Here is an 18,181-nt window from a genome sequence, read left to right as displayed (position 1 = left end):
CGGTCAGACCGGGGAGCCGGCCGTCGCCCCGCCACCGGCGTGCCCGAACTGCGACTCCTGGCCCTCGATGACCTGCGAGGCCACCTGGGCCAGCTTCATGTTGAGCTCCTGCGACGTGCTGCGCAGCAGCTCGAAGGCCTCCTGGCCGCTGATGTGGTGCGCGGCCATGAGCAGGCCGACCGCCTTGCCGATCTCGCGGTTGCTCGTGAGGCCCTGACGGAGGGTCGCTGCCTCCTCGCGAGCCCGGATGGCCATGAGCGCCACCGAGGCGAACGAGGCGATGACCGCGCCGACGTCGGCCGACTTCGACGTCAGGCCGCCGGGGGTGTCCGAGAAGAGGTTGAGGGCGCCGACCTTGTCGCCCTCGAGGAGCAGGCGGTAGCCGATGGCCGAACGCACGGGGGTCTCGGCGACGATGCGCTCCGTGAAGCGCGGCCAAGGGGTCTTGGCGTCGGTGAGGTCGGCGTCGTGCTGGTAGGCCTCGGAGACGATGGCGTCGACGCAGGGGCCCTCGCCGATCTCGAGCTCGATCTGGTCGATGCGTCGGGCGATGTCGTCGGTGCTGGCAGCCGTGACGTAGCGGTCACGCGTGCGCACGAGCAGCGACGCACGGTCGCAGCCCTCGACGAGCCGGTGAGCGGCGTCGACGAGCGACTGGTGGATCGATCCGGCGTCGGCGCCGGCATAGATCAGGGCCGACATCTGTCGGAAGGCGTCGTTGATCGTCGGATCGACGGGAACGTCGCTCGTCATGGCACTCCTGCACATCTGGCCCTACGGCTCCGCACACTGCTGGACGGTCTGGGCGCGTCAGTCATCCTCGCACCTCCCCGGGGCGCGAGACCACAGACAACCACATGAGCCGCGTCCGTGGCGAGATGGATCCGAGGGCTGGACAAACATTGGACAGTTGAGTTGACAACGACGGACCGCCGGACAAATACTTGCGTGCTGCAAGCAAGTAGTTGGGGACCAAGGAGCGCGCGATGGCTGTGAGCAAGGACGAGGCGAACGACGTCTTCCTCGGGCTCCTGCGCGTCCAGAAGCTCCTCGTCGCGGCCAAGCACACCGCCCCCCGCCTCGAGGACGGCGTGGACGTCACGGCATACCCCGTGCTCTTCGTCGTCGCGGGACAGGGGACCGTGCGCATCTCGGAGCTCGCGACGGCGCTGCACAACGACGTCTCCACCGTCAGCCGTCAGGTCAGCACGCTCGTCGCGGCGGGACTGCTCGAGAAGAGCGCGGACCCCCGCGACGGGCGGGCGTGGGTCGTCTCCCTGACCGAGCACGGCCGTTCGTCACTCGGTCGCATCCAGGACAGCCGCGCCACGTGGTTCCAGGGCCTGCTGTCCGAGTGGGACGGTCCCGCCACCGAGGAGTTCGTCCACCGCCTGCGCGAGCTCGGCGACGCGCTCGATGCCAACCTCCGGGCCCGGGGTGCAGCGCCGCCCCCGATGCCCTTCGACTCCACCAGAGCCAAGACCCAGAAAGAGGACTGACATGTCCGACACCACCGCCGAACCGCCGCGCGTCGACGCGACCGCGGACGCTCCCGCCGGCGCAGGCCCCGACGCTCGACCGGTGCTCTCCCACAAGGAGATCGTCACCATCCTCGTCGGCCTCATGATGGGGATGTTCCTCGCCGCGCTCGACCAGACGATCGTCGCGAGCGCCATGCGCGTCATCGCCGACGACCTCAACGACCTCGCCGGCCAGGCGTGGGTCACGACGGCATACCTCATCACCGCCACGATCACGACGCCGCTGTACGGCAAGCTCGGCGACATCTACGGGCGCAAGAAGCTCTTCATCTTCGCGATCACCATCTTCACGATCGGCTCGATGCTCTGCACGCTGTCGTGGTCGATCCCGTCGCTCGCGGCCTTCCGTGCCGTCCAGGGCATCGGCGCCGGCGGCCTCTTCTCGCTGGCCCTCGCCATCATCGGCGACATCGTGGCGCCGCGTGAGCGCGCCAAGTACCAGGGCTACTTCCTCGCCGTCTTCGGCACCTCGAGCGTGCTCGGCCCGGTCATCGGCGGCTTCTTCGCCGGCCAGGAGACGATCCTCGGCGTCACCGGCTGGCGCTGGGTCTTCCTCGTCAACGTGCCGATCGCCGTCGCCGCCCTCATCGTCGTGACGCGCACGCTGCACCTGAGGCACACGCGCCTCGACCACCGCATCGACTACTGGGGTGCCCTGAGCCTCTCGGTCGCCCTCGTGCCGCTGCTCATCGTGGCCGAGCAGGGCCGCGCGTGGGGCTGGGGCTCGCCGACCTCCATCACCTGCTACGCCATCGGCCTCGCCGGTCTCGTCGCCTTCTTCCTCTTCGAGCGGTCCATGGGTGAGGAGGCGCTCATCCCGCTGCGCCTCTTCACGAACCGCACCGTCGCGTCGTCGTCGGTCGCCTCGGTCTTCATCGGCATGGGCATGTTCGGCGGTCTCGCAGCGATCCCGCTCTACCTGCAGATCGTCAAGGGCTCGTCGCCGACCCAGGCCGGCCTCCAGCTGCTCCCGATGACCCTCGGGATCATGGCCGGTTCGATCGTCTCGGGTCAGCTGATCTCCCGGACCGGGCGCTACCGCCACTTCCCGATCATGGGTGCGGCGATCCTCGTCCTGTCGCTCTACGCCTTCCACTTCGTCGGCGCGGACACCCCGCTCTGGAAGACGATGATCGTGATGTTCTTCTTCGGCATCGGCCTCGGCTTCAACTTCCAGCCGCTGACCCTCGCCGTGCAGAACGCCGTCGACCGCCGCGACATGGGCGTCGCCACGTCGTCCGCGACCTTCACCCGCCAGATCGGCGGCACGCTCGGCACCGCGGTCTTCCTGTCGATCCTCTTCTCGCAGGCCGGCACCAAGATCTCCGAGGCGTTCGCGGCGATCGCCCCGACCCCGGAGTTCCAGGCGGCTCTGCGCAACCCGACCGGGGGCGACCCCGCCGCCAACAAGGCGTTCATCGAGCAGCTCCAGGCCGCGCAGCAGTCCGGCGGCTCGGGTGCGGGCGTTGGCGGCTCGGCCCTGTCGGACAGCTCGTTCATCAACCAGCTCGACCCGGCGCTCGCCAAGCCGTTCCTCGTCGGCTTCTCCGACGCGATGTCGGTCGTCTTCGTCGTCGCTGCCGGGGTGCTCGTCCTCGCGTTCATCGCGACGCTCTTCCTGCCGAACATCGACCTGGGCCCCAAGCCCGGTCAGGCGGCTCCGAAGGACGAGGACGTCGTCGTGGCCCCCGCCGGCCACTGACGCAGCCCCACCCCCTCACCGTCGAGAGGCCACGAACGGCCCCCTGATGGCAGTCGAAAGGCCACCTCCCGACCCCGGGAGGTGGCCTTTCGACGTGGGGCAGGCGGCCACACGTGGCCTTTCGACGTGTCGCGGGCGGCCACACGTGGCCTTCCGACGGGTTTGGGCGGGGGGCGTATGCCGTGGGGCCGGCTCAGCGGAGGTTGTGCAGCTCGCGGCGGGTGAGGAACGCGCGGGTGCCCAGCGCCATGACGAAGGCGAAGCCGCCCGCGATGATCGCGACCCAGTAGCCGTGCTGCGCGCCGACCCGGTCGACGACGGCGCCCGAGACGGCCGACCCCGCTGCGATGCCGATGATGAGGCCGGTCAGCACGATGGTCATGCCCTCGTTGAGCTGCGCCTTCGGCGTGATCCGCTCGATGAGGTTCATCGTGGTGATGAGCGTCGGCGCCGTGGCCATGCCGGCGACCAGCATGAGTCCGGCCAGCGCCCAGAGGTTCTCGGCGAAGAGCACCGGGATCTCGAGGACCGCCATGCCGAGGGTGCCGGCGATGAGCAGCTTGCCGAGGTTGCGACCGTGCGAGACGTGTCCGAAGACGAGTCCCGCGGACGCCGACCCCACGGCATACAACGCGAGGATGGCGCCGGCGGCGCTCGCGGCGCCCGCCTCCTGCGAGACGGCGAGCGTCACGACCTCGTTGACGCCGAAGATCGCGCCGGTCATCACCATGATGAAGGCGAGCGGGATGAGACCGGGCACTCGGTAGGCATGCTCGTCGGGGCGTTCGTGGTGCGGCACGACCGGAGGCTCGGTGGAGCGGGCCGAGATGAAGACGAGGACGCCGACGGTGTAGGCCGCCGTCGCGAAGACGAACCCCGCCTCAGGGAACAGCGTCGTCGAGAGCCAGATGGCGAGCACCGGCCCGATGACGAAGGTGACCTCCTCCATGACCTGCTCGAACGACATGGCCGAGTGCAGGTGCCGGGCGTCGTGGGCGAAGATGTGCGACCAGCGCGCCCGAGCCATCGTGCCGAGGTTGGGGATGGCCCCGCAGAGCGGGAAGGTGATGAAGAGCAACCACGTCGGCCAGCCGCGCAGGGACGTGAGGATCGTCATGACGGCCCAGAAGCCGGACCACAGGAAGAACGGGATCGCGATACGTCGCTGCCCGTAGCGGTCGACCAGGCGACCGATGAACGGGGCGAAGAGCGCCAAGGAGACCATGCCGGCCGCCACGACGGCGCCGGCGAGCTCATAGGAACCGGTGCGCGCCGCGACCATGGCCACGACCGACACGCCGAACATCGAGCCCGCCGTGCGGGCGATCAGCCCGCCGGTGATGAAGACGCGTGCCCCCGGTACCTCGAAGAGAGGTCGGTAGGACGCCAGCACAGGTGCTCCTTCGCGGTGGGGGACGGCCAACTTCCCCATCCTTGCACCACGGCCCCCGACGAGCCGAAATGCCCGATTCGTGGTGAGGCGCGCCTCACACCCCGTGCTTGCGGCGCAGCGACCACATCTGCGGCGAGCGCTCGAGCTCGACGGCGACGTCCCAGGGAAGGCCCCCGGGGGCCGTCTCACGGCGGAAGCTCGCGACCATCCGGCGGGCGAGCGCGGGGTCCTTCGCGACGCGGCCGGCGAGCGCCGTCGCGCGCTCCTGCACGTCGCCGTCGTCGTATGCCGCCCACGCGAGACCCAGCGCGACCGCGCGGTCGCCGTCGACCTCGTCACCGAAGAGCCCGAGGGCCGCGGCCGCCTCGCGCCCGGCGACCCGGTTGATCAGCGTGAAGTGGCCGCCGCCGGGGTGGATGCCGATCTGGGCGAAGCCGGGGAGCAGACGGGCCGTGCGCGACACGATGCGCAGGTCGGTGGCGAGTGCCAGGTTGAGCCCGGCGCCCACGGCGGCCCCGCGCACGGCGGCGACGGTCGGGACCGCGATGGAGCCGATCGTCGTGAACGCGGCATAGACGGTCTCGAGGTTGCGGTAGGCCTCGTCCTCGACGGGGTCGCGGCCGGTGTCGGCGAGGACGCTGCGGACGGCTCCCGCGCAGAAGTGGGCGCCGCCGGTGACGACGACGGCGCCGACCTCGTCGTCGGCCTCGGCCGTGTGGGCGGCGTCGATGAGCTCGCGCGCCATCTCGACGGAGAGGGCGTTGCGCCGCTCGGGGGCGTCGAGGGTGATGAGCGCGACACCGTCGGTCACGTCGTAGCGGATCTCGGTCATGCGTCGGACCTCCTGGGTGTGGCGCGGCCGGTCGTGATGAGGGTCCAGAGGCGGTCGTGGCCGGCGGACGAGGCGAGCGCCGTGAGGGTCTCGTCCCAGTCCTGGAGCGAGCCGTACTCGCTGCGCCGGGCGAGGATCGGGCGGGTCAGGGTGTGCAGCTCGTGCTCGAGGGTCGTGCCGATCGCCCCGAGCGCCTGGTGCGACCCGCGGACGACGACCGACGCGGCGTGCCCGACGCACGACTTCGCGACACCGACGGCGAAGAGCATCCCGGGGTCGCGCCAGTCGGACGCGGCCGCTCGGGCGACGGCTGCGTCGGTGGCGGCCCGGGCGAGGGCCGTCTCGCAGGCGATGTCGGACACGAGGTGCTGCACGGCCTGGAAGCGCCCGATCGGTCGGCCGAACTGCTCGCGGGCGCGGACGTGCTCGAGGACCACCTCGACGACGCGTTCCATGGCGCCGACGACCTGGGCCGAGCGCGCCAGGGCGCCTCGCAGGTGGAACTGCTCGCCGATCGCGTGCGCGACGACGGTGCCACCCTCGAGGTCGTCGAGGTCGAACTCGACCGTGTCACAGGGCTCCCCGGCCAGGTTGCGACGCTCCTCGATGCCGACCCGGTCGATCGCCACATCCGCGACCCGCCACTCGTCGCGGTCCTCCCAGAGCGCCACGATGCTGCTCGCGTCGCGCGCCCACGTGACGTTGAGGGCGACCCCGGACGGGTCGGGACGGCATACGGTCCGCAGTCCGCCGTCGTTGGGAAGGCCGGCCGCCTCGAGGAGCCAGCCGCCGAGCACGTCGTGCTCGGCGAGCGGCACGGGCGCGGCCGCCGCGGCGGCGAGACCGAGCAGGGCTGCGGCATCGACCCAGCCGCCGCCGCTGCCTCCGGCGGACTCGCTGCCCGTGAGGCGGGTCAGGCCGAGGCCCTCGAGCCGCCGCCACAGGCCGCGGTCGAGGTCGACGACGGCAGTGGGCGTGGCGCGCGTGGCGCGGTAGTCGGCGAAGAGCTCGGTGAGGACGGCGACGAGGTCGGGGTCGGGGGTGGTCGGCGCGGCGAGCTCGCGCGGGTCGGTGGCCATCAGCGCATCCCCAGCCCGCGGGCGATGACGCCGCGGAGGATCTCGTTGGTGCCGCCGCGGAGCGTGAAGCCCGGCCGCTGGAGGATCGCCGCGTGCAGGAGCGTGTCGAGCTCCTCGTCGAGGGCCCAGCCGGTCGCGGTCAGGGTGTCGACGTAGTCGGCGATGTCGCCCTCGCCCGTCGTGCCGAGCACCTTGACGACGGCGGCGGCGGTGTCGGCGTCCTCGTGGTTCTCGAGCGCGGTCGACACGGCGAACGACATGTGGTGCAGGGCCGCGAGACGTGCGACGTGGCGTCCGAGCCCGGGGTCCGTGGGAAGGCGTCCGTCGTCCATGGCCTGGGCGGCGGCAGCGAGGAGCTGGAAGGTCGAGAGCACGCGCTCGGGGCCGCTGCGCTCGTGGGCGAGCTCGGAGGTCACCTGCGACCAGCCGTCGCCGATCTCGCCGAGCACGCGGTCGTCGGGGATGAGGACGCCGTCGAGGTGGACCTCGTTGAAGTGGTGGTCGCCGCCCATCGAGATGATCGGGCGGATCGTGACACCCGGCGCGCGGAGGTCGACGATGAACTGGCTCAGCCCGTCGTGCCGGTGGGCCGGGTCGATCGGCGCCGACCGGGCGAGCGCGAAGAACGCGTCGGCCTCGTGGGCGCCCGAGGTCCACACCTTGGTGCCGGTGAGGCGCCAGCCGCCGTCGACCCGCTCGGCGCGGGTGCGGACGCTGGCGAGGTCGGACCCCGAGTCGGGCTCGCTCATGCCGATGCCGAAGACCACCTCGCCCCGGCTGATCCCGGGCAGGAACGCCTCCTTCTGCTCCTCGGTGCCGTAGCGCAGCAGCGACGGGCCGATCTGGCGCTCGGCGATCCAGTGCGCCGCGACCGGTGCACCGACGACGAGCAGCTCCTCCGTGACGACGAACCGCTCGAGATACGTGCGCCCCTGGCCGCCGTACTCCGTCGGGATGACCATGCCGAGCCAGCCGCGCCGACCGAGCTCGCGGGTGAAGTCACGGTCCCAGCGGGTCAGCCACGTGTCGACGTGCGGCACGAACGCGCCGGCGGCGACCTGCTCGGCGAGGAAGGCGCGCACCTCGAGACGGAGCTCGGTCAGCGCGGGCAGCTCGCGGGCACCCGGAGGGACGAGACGGGCCGACATGCTCACCTTCCTCACGCGACGTCGCAGCGGTTCGAGCGCCACTCTCCCACACGGTCGTGCGCCCGACCCGAGGCCGTATGCCGTCCGGTCCGGTGCCGCTCGCGACACCCCGTCGCGCACCTGACCCTGCCCCACTCGACGGGTGGGGCAGTGGTCAGAGGCTCGAGGCGACGAGGTACGCGCAGAGGCCGACGATGACGGCGGTGATGAGCACGGCGACCGCCGTGGTGAGGCGGTGGTTGACGAGGACGCCCATGATCCGGCGGTCGCGCGTGAAGATCAGGAGGGGGATCAGCGTCCCCGGCAGCGCGAACGAGAGGACGACCTGGCTCCAGACGAGGGCGTTGGTCGGCTCGACGCCGAGGCCCAGGATGACGAGCGTGGGCACCACGGCGAGCATCCGGCGCAGCAGCGGCGGGATGGGTCGCCGACCGAAGCCCTGCATGACGACGTCACCGGTCTGCACGCCGACGAGGGTCGAGGCGAGCCCCGACGCGAGGAGGGCGACGGCCAGCATCGTCGCGGCGATCTGGCCCGTGTTGGCCGCCAGGGCGGCATACGCCGTCTCGATGCTCGCGCCCGCCTCGGACGGGAGCGCCGCGGCGAACACGACGAGGCTGATGTTGGCGGCGCCCGCGATCGTCATGGCGATGACGACGCTGCGCACGGTGCGCCGACCACTGCGCAGCCGCTCGACGTGGCTCGCCTCGGTGCCGTCGTCACGTCCGCGCGACGCGGCCGAGTGGAAGTGGAGGGCGTGCGGCATCACCGTGGCGCCGACGATGCCGACGGCGAGCAGGGCCGCCGACGAGTCGAGCGGGCCGGGCACGATCGAGCGCAGCAGCGCGACCCGGTCGACGTCGGCGACGAGGACCTGCCACAGCAGGGAGCCGATGATGACGACGAGCAGCACGAGCACGACGGAGTCGAAGTGGCTGCGCCCGCGCACCTTGAGGGCCAGGACCACGAGGCTGAAGAGGGCCACGCAGACGGCCCCGGCCATGAGCGGCATGCCGAAGAGGAGCTTGAGCGCGATGGCGCCGCCGACGACCTCGGCGAGGTCGGTCATGATGACGACGAGCTCGGCCTGGGCCCAGAGCAGCAGGCGTCCGACGCCCGGGAAGCGCTCGGCGCTGTGCTCGGCGAGGCTCTTGCCGGAGGCCATGCCGAGCTTGGCGGCGAGGTACTGGATGACCATGGCCGAGCAGCTAGCGAAGACGACGACCCACACGAGGGCGTAGCCGTGCTCGGCACCCGAGGTGATGTTGACGCCGAAGTTGCCGGGGTCGACGTAGGCGATCGCGGCCAGCAGCGCCGGGATGAGGGTGCGGGGCGCGCCGAGGGTGCCGCCGAGCCCGCGCTCCGGCGACCGGTCGTCCACGCGTGGCTGCTGCGCCACTCGCTCACCCATGGGACACAGCATCGAGCCTCCGGGGCACATGCGCCAACTCCCCGGTCACGAGTGCGACCAACGCCTCACCCGACCGGACCCCGCCTCACGTGGTCAGCGGGCCGACGCGACCCCGAGGAGGGCGGCGATCCCGAGGGCGCTGCGCGGGTCGTAGGCGGCGGTCCACAGTCCGCCGTGCGCGGCGGCATACGCCTCGTCCTGCCACGCCGTCGGCTGTGCCGGCGAGCCGGTGCGCAGGTCGTGGACGAGGAGGGCGGCCATGAGCGTGTTGGCCGTGCCGGGCTCGAAGACCTCGATGCCGAAGCGGTGCGCGCCGGCGTAGGCGGCGGCGAGCGCACGGTTCTTGACGACCGATCGGGTGCGAGTGGGCGGCGCGACCTTGAGCGACACGAGGCCGCCGTCGGCGCGGTATGCCGTCGCGCGCCACCGCTGGAGACGCTTGGCGAGCAGGTAGTTGGGTCCCTGCTGGAGCACGACGCTGTCGTTGATGCCGGGGTCCTGGCCGGGCACGTAGTTGCGGCGGAGCAGCCGGCCGCCGCTCACCGTGCGCAGGGGCACCCGCAGCACCTTGGACGTCCGCCGGTGGGCGTAGCTGTCGACGGAGCGCTCGACGGCGGCGCCCGGCACGGCGAAGACGTCGGTCGGCGTGGCGAGGAAGGCGAGCGCGACGTCGTCGCGTCCCTTCGCGTCGACGACATGGCGGGTCAGGGCGTCGACCGCCATCGAGACCCGGACGTTGGTCTCACCGTCGGCGTAGACGTAGTTGCCGATCGCCAGCGGGCCGTCCAGGGCCGAGACCCACTGGGTGACGGCGGCGAGGTCGTGGACGAGGTCACCACCGGCCCGGGCGGCAAGCGGCTCGTCACCGGGACGCACCGGCAGCGTGATCGAGCCCGCCAGCCGCCGCGTGTCACCGATCAGCTTGTCCCACAAGTCCTTTCGCGGGAGGTCGACCGCCGCGACGTCGGCGCCCCAGCGGAGCAGCGAACGCAGCGGACCCATCTCGGCGGCCGCGCCGAGCACGACGACCGTGCGGTCGGAGAGGTCGAGCCAGTCCGGGTGGTCGATGACGAGGCCGACCGCCTCGGCGCACGTCGGCTCGATGGTCCCCGCGTCGACCCAGAGGTCGAGACGGCGGCGCAGCGCGTCCCCCGAGAGGCGCTCACCGGCATACGGCACCGAGAGGGTGCGGTCGGGCGCGCCCTCGCCCCGGACGGTCTCGGAGCCCAAGGGGGTCGTGTTCGCCTCGGGCGTGACGGCGTCCTCGAGGAGTCGGTCACCGTCCGGCGTCGCCCAGCGCATCCGCGCGTGCAGCGAGCCGAGCCCGCTCGTGGCGATGGTCTGCGCGGCGCCCGGGACCGCGATCCCCGCCTCGACGAGGCGCCGGAAGTGCGGGAGGTAGCCCTGCCGCCAGTTGGTCTCGCGCTCGGCGGAGGCCGCGCCGACGGGATCGACCTCCCGCAGGGCGTCGGCGACCACGGCCCGCCCGGTGGCGGTCGTGCTGCGGCGTCCGGACGTCGGGTCGAGTGGGAAGACCACTCCGCTGGGGTCGCTCATGGGTCCATCCTGCCGGGTGTCCGGTGCCGCCCGCCGTCGCTCAGCTCTCGCTCAGCTCTCCCTCAGCTCTGGCGGAGCCGCCGGTCGACGACGAGGTAGGACACGCTGGCCGTGGCCAGGTTGCCGGCGCGGTCCCGCACGAAGCACGTGACCGTGTGCGGCCCGAGCCGGCGGGTGTTCGGCGCGCGGCCGCCGTTGCAGCCCTGGCGGGCGACGCCCGAGAGCGCGTCGGTCGCGTGTGGCACGGCGACGACGACCCCGTGACGCGCCACGACCGCTGGGGTGGCGACCGGATCGAGGGTCGGCGGAGTGCCGTCGTAGCGGTAGGAGAAGCCGAGGTAGGACGCCGAGAGGCCCATCCCGTTGACGCACGTCCCGAAGACGGTCAGGGGCACGGCCGAGTCGACGGGATCGACGGATCCGCCCTGGCACCAGTCGATCCCGCTGTCGGGATCCTGCGCGGTCCAGCGGTAGCGAGCCGGTGCGGCATACCACCCGTCGGCGTTCGGGCCGCCCTCGAGACGGAGCCCGCGCGGCGGCGTCGTGTCGACAGCGGCAGCCACGGCCGCCCGCTCGGTGCCGCTGAGAGCGGTCCCGTGGACTCCCGTGAGCCCGAGGCCTCCCCACGTCAGCGCCGCGAGGCCGATGGTCCAGACGAGACCGGATGCCGCGCCGTGTGCTCGCGTGCGACCCATGGCGGACTCCCCCTCCCGGGCGCCGTGCAGGCGCCCACTCATGTGTCTGATGGCCCCGACGCGGGCCTGATACCGGGTCGACCCACATCCACAGAGAAGCGGACGCGGGGGCGACCGGGCGGCTCACCCTCGTCAGGCGCGGGACGCGTCGCCACCACGCGACATCGGGACAACGGACGGCGTCGCGCGGGTGGGCCGAGTGAACGGGCCGAGCGCGCCGTCGGTCCCGACCGGGTGTGGTGCACCACTCGGTCCGGCCGGTCCGACCGAAGAGGAGGAGCATGGGGACATGAGCACGAAGACGACTGCCCGCGCGGCAGAGCTGATGGTGGACCGGGCCAACGAGGTCGAGCGCATCACCGGGCTGCGCCGGGAGTTCGCCGACGTCGTCGAGGCGTCGAAGGCCAACATCGCCGACGACGAGCACGACCCCGAGGGCTCGACGATCGCCTACGAGCGCACCCAGATCGGGGCCCTCATCGAGCAGGCGGAGCGACACCTCACCGAGATCGACGACGCGCTGCAACGCATCACCGATGGCGGCTACGGCCAGTGCGAGGTGTGCGGAGTGGCCATCCCCGACGAGCGGCTGAGCGCGCGGCCCACGGCTCGCACGTGCATCACCCACGCCGGCACGGTCGCCGTGAGCTGACCCACACGTCCGCAGCGGGCCCGCACAGCAGTGAGGGCCCGCGGCCGCGGGCCCTCACTGGGTGCGTGCGTGATCTCCTAGAGCCGTGTCACGGCGCCGGTGCCACCGCGAACGGTGCCGAGTCCGTCGTCGCCACGACGTTCACGGCGCGGACCCTGAAGAACCAGGCCTGCCGGGCGATGTTGCCCGTCGTGTACGTGGTGGCGTTGCCGGGCAGGGCCGCGGACTGGCCGGAGACCGTCGCGAAGGTGCTCGACGTGCTCCACTGGACGACGTAGCTCGTCTCGTTGAGGACGTCGCCCCACGTCAGGGTGACGCGCTCGTTGGATCCGGAGCGCACCGCCGTGCCCGCCGCGATCACCGGTTGCCCGGGGGCGAGCACGGGAACCGCCACCGTGTTGGACTGCGCCGACGTCCCGGCCACGTTGACGGCCTTCACCCGGTAGTCGTACGTGTTGCCGAGCGACACCGAGTTGTCGACCATCGTGACGGTGCCCGTGTTGGCCCGAGCGGGCGGAGTTGCGATCTGGGCGAACGCCCCTCCGTTCATCGCCCTCTCGACCACGAAGCCGGACTCGTTCGTCGCGTTGTCACGCCAGCTGAGACTGACCCTCGGACCGGACTGCAGATTGGCGGTCAGGTTCGTCGGCGCCGCGGGCGCATTGACCCCCAGAGTGGCCGACGTCGACTTCGCCGAGAGGCTCGGGAACTCGGCACCGTAGCCGACGGTGTTGAGCGCGACGATGCGGTAGAGGTAGGCCGCTGTCGGGCTCGATGTCGAGTCCGTCAGGGCGCGCGTCTGGTGCACGTTGGCCTGGTCCAGCGGGGCTGCGACCGTCCCCACGTCGGACCACGTCGTCCCGTCAGAGGTCCGCTGCACGAGGAACGAGGTCTCGTTGATCGAGTTGTCGTTCCAGGTCAGGGTGACGTGACGGTTGTTGCCGCTGCCCGTGACCACTGCCGCGCCGGTTGACGGCCACGTCACCTTCCTCGGAGGCAGGGCGAGCGACTCGGGCCGCATCATGTCCATCTCCTCGTGACTGAGGATGTGGCAGTGGATGACGTACTCCCACCCGAAGTTGACGAGCGAGTTGACGATGGCACCGGTCGGGTTGCCCTGCGGGTCGACGTTGTTGAAGGACGCGGTCGAGCCGAGCGGCATCATCGGGTTGAGCGGCCGGACCGCGTTCGGCACCTCGAAGGGCACCTGTGGGACCACCGGCCGCAGGGCGACGATGGTGTCCTCGAGCGGGCTCATCCGGACGGTGTCCTTCCAGCCGAGCTCGTTCGCGTCCGGCGGGATGATGATGTTGTCCCACGTGACCCGGTTGAGCACCTGGACGTCGTAGAGGTGGAAGTGGATCGGGTGCGTGTCCACGCCGTTGTGGGTGAACCTCCAGATCTGTGTCCCGTCCTTGGCGTCGGTGATCGGGGTGACCTTGACGTCCGCCGGCGGCAGGTTGGTGCCATCGATGAGCTCGGTCGCGGGGTTGGTGTACGGGTACAGCGTCACGTTCTGCGCACCCGGTGTCGGCGGCTGCGCCTCGACGCCGAGATTCGCCTGCATGCGTCCGTACTCGTCGAACGTCGACGAGTTCATCTCGTCGTGGATCGCCTTGGGTTCGAGTCCCATCGTCATCTTCGTGGCGGGCGCAGCGAGGGTGTTGAAGCCGAACGTGCCCGTGTCGTTGACGCGCACGAGGCCGTCGCACTTCTGGACGTTGCCCGTCTTGACGTTGCAGTTGCTGCTGGCGGCGAAGCTCGTGCCGTAGGCCGAGTTGTAGCCCGCCTGCCCGACGATGACGGGGTGCTGGCCCGACTCAAAGACGCCGGAGCCGTTCGCCTGGTGCTTGAAGGCGTTGGCGAGCGCCGTGACGTTGAAGGCCGTCGCCGGGGTCGCCGCCGCGATCTTCACCTGCATGACGGTGCGGGTGTTGGGCCCGTAGCCGGGCAGGACGGTCGGTGCTCCTACGGGACTGAGGTCCGGGCCGCCCGTGTAGTAGTCGTACGACGGGACACGGGCCGGGAAGGCCGCGGGCGCGTCGTTGTAGAGGATCAGGGTCTTGCCCGCGAACTTCGAGAAGTCGACGACGACGTCGGCGCGCTCCGCCGGAGCGAGCAGCAGCGAGTGCTTGTCGACGTTGCCGACGTCGAAGCGCGTCGGGTCGGTGATCCAGGTCGTCGGCTGCTGGCCGTCGATGACCGCCGGCGCGGGCAGGAAGCCACCCTCGCTCGCGATCTGCACCCAGTCGGGGCCGTACGCGTCGTTGTTCGCACCTTCAGGTGTCGGCGACACGACCGGGTCAGTCTGCGCCGCAGCGAGTTCCGCGGCCTTGAGCTTGACCTCGCTCTGCCCGTTGCCGTTGGCCGGGTCCGGGTCGGCCGTGTACCACTGGAAGTTGAAGAACCGGTCGTTCGCGGCGTTGAGCATCCGCATCCGATAGGTCTTCGGCTGCAGGGTCACGGTCGGGTAGGCGACACCGTTGACGATCGGGGTGTCGTTGAACTGCTCCATCCCGGCCGAGACGTTGGGCGTCCCGGGGATCTGCTCCGGCTCGCAGAACGGGTCCGTCTGGTACGTCCACGTCGACGGGTCGTCGAGGTTGCAGGACGGGTCGTAGTACGGGTTCGCGATCGGCCCGTACGTCGTGCCGGTGGCTGGTGGCCAGAACCACGGGCCGTACATCCAGCGTCCGTAGCTGCTCATGCCACCGGCGTCACCCGGGTTCTGGGCGGGCATGTACACGTGGTGATACCAGAAGCTGCCCTTGGTGCCCCACCGTGTGGCGTCCCAGGTCGGGTCCTGGCCGTATGCCGTGATCTTGCCGTTGGCGTCGACCGAGTCCTTGAGCTGCTCGTCCCCGGGCACGAAGGTCCGGTCCTGGACGATGAGCGGGAGGGTGTCGGCGGCCGTGGGGATGAGCCCGGCGTTGACCAGGGCCTTCTCCGTGTTGTCGGTGATGGTGTAGCCGGCAGCCTCACCGGCATACACGTTCAGCCGGGTGATCCCCCACGAGTGGTCGTGGTAGAACATCATCCGCGCGCTCGGCTGGTTGGTGTAGTAGAACGTCGAGCACCCGTCGTCCGTCGCCTTGCAGGTCACGGACGCGGGGTCCGCCGGGTTGTCGAGCATGTCGGGCACGTTCTGCACGCTGACGCCCTGCGGCCACGACTTGTCCTCACCGGCGGGGGTGATCCACTGGTGGGGCGTCCCGTCGCTGATCCACGGTGTCGTGCCGCCGTGGAGGTGCAGGGTGGCGCGGTTGTCCTTGAAGCACGCTGAAGCCTTGGGCTCCTGGGTGCACTCGGGGTTGCGGACCTGGTCGGTCACGGTGGCGTCGTCGGTGGGAGCGGCCATGTCCATCGGGCCCATGCCGGAGCCCATCATCGAGCTGTCGGTGGGCAGGAAGAGGTCGCCGTCGGCGCCGGTGGGCAGCAGGTCGCGGAAGACGATGCGCACGGGGCGGTCCTTCGTCGCCGCGATGATCGGGCCCAGCCACTGCGGAGCGGTGACGCCGGTGTAGCCGGAGATCTCCTGCTTGTCACCGTTCTGCAGCTCGTTGAAGAGGGCCACCTTCTGGCCGGGCACCGCGGTGGTCGACAGCTGGACGTAACCGCGCACGAGGGTGGCGGGAAGGTCCGAGGAGAACTTCGTCCGGTACTGCACGAGGCCGATGACGTACTCGTCGGCGACCTTGCCGTTGTATGTCTTTGCCTCCGGGACAGCGAGCGGGATGAACTTGTCGGCGGGACCCATGGCCGCGTCCACGCCCAGCGCCTGGGGGGCGGCGGGGCATCCGGCGCCGGTGGTGCCCGGGTTGCACGCGACCGGCAGGACATCCTGGAACTTCTTGATCCCGGCGGTCAGGTAGCCGCTGCCGCCGTCCGTGAGGGTGATCGACTCGAGCGAACCGACGTCGGTCGTCAGGGTTCCGGTGGCGCCCGTGCCGGTTCCGGTCGGGTCCGTCACACTCACCGTCGCCGCGGTGTAGCCGGAGCCCGGGACGTCCACGGCGAGCGCGACGAGCTTGAGCGTCGCGGTCGCGGTGGCGGGGGTCGACCCGCTTATCGGGTCGGAGAGCGTCCCGTCGAGGATCTTGAGACCCGGCGCGGCCGAGTAACCGGAGCCCGGGTCGTCAACGATGACCTTCTGGACCACGCCGCCGACGAGGTCCGCCTGCTCGACGTGACCGGTCGCCCGCGCGCCGCTCGGGTCGTCCGGGAGGTCGAAGAGGACGGTGGGCATGGTGTATCCCGTCCCGCCGTCCGTCACTGCCACGGCGTCGACGCCACCTGAGGGCGTGACCGTCGCGCCGGTTCCGTCTCCCGTCACGGAGGCGGCGAAGCCCGAGTAGCCGCCTCCGGCAGCGGTGACGGATGCCGACACGACCGCGCCGCTCGTCTTGACAGCCGCCGTGGCCGTCGCCTGCGTCCCACCCGAGCTGGTCGGGGCGTTGATGGTGACGGTCGGTGCCGAGTAGTCATGACCGGGCGACGTCAGGGTGATCGCTCCGATCGTCCCGTCGGGGTTCACCTGCGCGACGGCGACTGCGCCCGTGCCGGTGCCGCCGTCGGTGATGCTCACCGTCGCGGTCGGCAGCGTCAGCGGGCTGTTGGCCCAGTTCGGCCACGGCCCGAAGTAGTGGGGCACCTTCGAGGCGTCCGTGGAGCCCGTCGGTGGCGACGCCGCCGCGACCGTGGCCGGCACCACCCCCGCCTGCATGCCCAACGCCAGCACCGTCGCGGCACTGGCAATGATCGCCGACAACCATCTTCTCGGACTACTGCTTGGCATCTTCTTCCCCACCTGCCTGTGAAACATCGCATGATCTGCGAATTCACAAAGGCTAGACAGGATCGGGGACGACAATGGGCGCTTCCCGAGCATTGAAAGTGCGAAATCTTTTGCGCCACAACGGATTCCGGAAGTGGACTTCGCCTGTTCTCATTCCAGTGCATTCATGCGCAGAATTGACGAACCGGGACTCTCCACAGGGCCCAGAAGCGGACGAAATCCGCATTCGACGAACAGGTGTGACGAAGCACTCTTCGCCTTTTCGCGCCGCGTGCCCGAACCGGTTCTACCGTCGAAGTATGAGCAGGAACGGATGGACCTTCCTCTCGAACCACGGACATGTCCTGGTCTGCCTTGCGGACGACCCCGACATGCTGCTCAAGGAGGTCGCGTCGAGCGTCGGGATCACCGAGCGGGCCGTCCAACAGATCGTGTCCGACCTCGAGGGCGCACGCGTCATCACTCGGCACCGCGAGGGCCGGCGCAACCGTTACGTGGTGCGCCGTGAGGTGCGCTTCCGCCACCCCCTGGAGGCCGGGCTGCGCGTCGGCGACTTCATCGACCTCTCCCGGCGCCGTCCGCGGCTGCGGATGACTGACGACTCCCCGCACCTCGCCCCCGTGCGCGAGGCCGTGCGCGAGGCCGGGCGCGACGTCCAGTGACGCCTGCGCCGGCGGCAACTCAGCGCTGAGGCCGCTCAGCGCAGGCCGGCGGCAATCCGGTCGAAGGCCTGGTCGATGTTGCGCTCGAGACGGCCGGAGCCGCCGTTCTGCTGGTGCTCGATGCAGGCCCGCACGGCGGCGATGGCCACGGCCACGGTGAGGCGCGCCTCGAGGGAGGCGCCCGGCTCGACGCCGAGGCGCCGCTCGAGGGCACCCGTCAGGGCGTTCTCGATGCGGATGTTGTTGCCCACGAGGGCCGGTGCGAGCGACGGCTCGCCGAGCAGGATGCGGCGACGGCGGGCCCGCAGCTCGCGGTCGATCGACGCCGGCGCGAGCATGCCGGCGAGGATCCGGCGCAGGGACTCGAGCGGCGACTCGCCCTCGACGTCCTCCTCCAGCGCGGCGGCATACGCCTCGAGCTCCTCGGCCGTCGTGCCGATGACGGCGGCCTCCTTCGAGGGGAAGTAGTTGAAGAAGGTGCGGGCGCTGACGCCGGCACGGGCCGCGATCTCCTCGGTGGTGACGGCGGCGAAGCCCCTCTCCTCGACGAGGTCCAGGGCGGCGAGGTTGAGCGCGCGGCGGGTCTCGCGCTTCTTGCGCTCGCGCAGGCCGCACGACTCGTCGTTCAGCAGGTCCGTGCTCATTCCCTCATGGTGTCACGTTCCGTGCATGGGCTGCAATTTTGCAGTGACTGCATTTTCGGCGTACCGTGGA

General features: G+C 70.9%; 14 protein-coding genes. 4 read left to right on the top strand and 10 right to left on the bottom strand.

Annotation, left to right across the window (positions count from 1 at the left end):
• Positions 1–3: 3 nt before the first annotated feature.
• Positions 4–753 (bottom strand): GAF and ANTAR domain-containing protein, encoded by a 750-nt coding sequence (locus ASD90_RS11245; RefSeq protein ID WP_056755960.1) that lies wholly within the window; start codon positions 751–753, stop codon positions 4–6.
• Between the two features lie 233 nt (positions 754–986).
• Here ASD90_RS11245 and ASD90_RS11240 point away from each other — a divergent pair, with 233 nt between their 5' ends.
• Positions 987–1,499: a MarR family winged helix-turn-helix transcriptional regulator gene (locus ASD90_RS11240; RefSeq protein ID WP_056755957.1), complete on the top strand. Its 513-nt coding sequence runs from the start codon at positions 987–989 to the stop codon at positions 1,497–1,499.
• A gap of 1 nt (position 1,500) precedes the next feature.
• Entirely contained in the window at positions 1,501–3,243 is a 1,743-nt protein-coding gene (locus ASD90_RS11235) for an MDR family MFS transporter (protein ID WP_056755953.1), read from the top strand.
• A gap of 193 nt (positions 3,244–3,436) precedes the next feature.
• Here ASD90_RS11235 and ASD90_RS11230 read toward each other — a convergent pair whose 3' ends face one another.
• The 7 genes from ASD90_RS11230 to ASD90_RS11200 form a co-directional block, all read right to left on the bottom strand.
• Entirely contained in the window at positions 3,437–4,636 is a 1,200-nt protein-coding gene (locus tag ASD90_RS11230; RefSeq protein WP_056755951.1) for an MFS transporter, read from the bottom strand.
• Between the two features lie 94 nt (positions 4,637–4,730).
• Entirely contained in the window at positions 4,731–5,468 is a 738-nt protein-coding gene (locus ASD90_RS11225; RefSeq protein ID WP_056755948.1) for an enoyl-CoA hydratase-related protein, read from the bottom strand.
• Positions 5,465–6,547: an acyl-CoA dehydrogenase family protein gene (locus ASD90_RS11220; RefSeq protein ID WP_056755946.1), complete on the bottom strand. Its 1,083-nt coding sequence runs from the start codon at positions 6,545–6,547 to the stop codon at positions 5,465–5,467. Before ASD90_RS11220 ends, ASD90_RS11225 begins: the two co-directional genes overlap by 4 nt.
• Entirely contained in the window at positions 6,547–7,695 is a 1,149-nt protein-coding gene (locus ASD90_RS11215) for an acyl-CoA dehydrogenase family protein (protein ID WP_056756438.1), read from the bottom strand. Before ASD90_RS11215 ends, ASD90_RS11220 begins: the two co-directional genes overlap by 1 nt.
• Positions 7,696–7,849: 154 nt before the next feature.
• Complete coding sequence (locus tag ASD90_RS11210; protein ID WP_235506564.1) at positions 7,850–9,106, bottom strand: Nramp family divalent metal transporter; 1,257 nt, start codon at positions 9,104–9,106, stop codon at positions 7,850–7,852.
• Positions 9,107–9,199: 93 nt separating this feature from the next.
• Positions 9,200–10,663, bottom strand: coding sequence for a hypothetical protein (locus ASD90_RS11205; RefSeq protein ID WP_056755942.1), 1,464 nt, complete (start codon positions 10,661–10,663; stop codon positions 9,200–9,202).
• 62 nt (positions 10,664–10,725) lie between these two features.
• Positions 10,726–11,358 (bottom strand): hypothetical protein, encoded by a 633-nt coding sequence (locus ASD90_RS11200; protein ID WP_056755939.1) that lies wholly within the window; start codon positions 11,356–11,358, stop codon positions 10,726–10,728.
• A 289-nt stretch (positions 11,359–11,647) separates the two neighbouring features.
• Between ASD90_RS11200 and ASD90_RS11195 the strand changes: the two genes are divergently transcribed.
• Positions 11,648–12,010, top strand: coding sequence for a TraR/DksA C4-type zinc finger protein (locus ASD90_RS11195; protein ID WP_056755936.1), 363 nt, complete (start codon positions 11,648–11,650; stop codon positions 12,008–12,010).
• Between the two features lie 88 nt (positions 12,011–12,098).
• Here the strand turns inward: ASD90_RS11195 and ASD90_RS11190 are convergent, their stop codons facing one another.
• A complete protein-coding gene (locus tag ASD90_RS11190; RefSeq protein ID WP_235506562.1) occupies positions 12,099–16,778 on the bottom strand; it encodes a multicopper oxidase domain-containing protein in 4,680 nt (1,559 codons plus the stop codon).
• Between the two features lie 326 nt (positions 16,779–17,104).
• Between ASD90_RS11190 and ASD90_RS11185 the strand changes: the two genes are divergently transcribed.
• Positions 17,105–17,467 carry an AsnC family transcriptional regulator gene (locus ASD90_RS11185; protein WP_200958603.1) on the top strand — a complete coding sequence of 121 codons (363 nt, stop codon included), beginning with the start codon at positions 17,105–17,107 and terminating at the stop codon, positions 17,465–17,467.
• Positions 17,468–17,502: 35 nt separating this feature from the next.
• Here ASD90_RS11185 and ASD90_RS11180 read toward each other — a convergent pair whose 3' ends face one another.
• Complete coding sequence (locus tag ASD90_RS11180) at positions 17,503–18,111, bottom strand: TetR/AcrR family transcriptional regulator (protein ID WP_056755933.1); 609 nt, start codon at positions 18,109–18,111, stop codon at positions 17,503–17,505.
• Positions 18,112–18,181: the final 70 nt, after the last annotated feature.

The sequence above is a fragment of the Terrabacter sp. Root181 genome (assembly GCF_001428505.1).
Classification (GTDB): Bacteria; Actinomycetota; Actinomycetes; order Actinomycetales; family Dermatophilaceae; genus Terrabacter.
The sequence above is the reverse complement of the archived record's forward strand: the minus strand, read 5'-3'. Positions and strand labels throughout refer to the sequence as shown.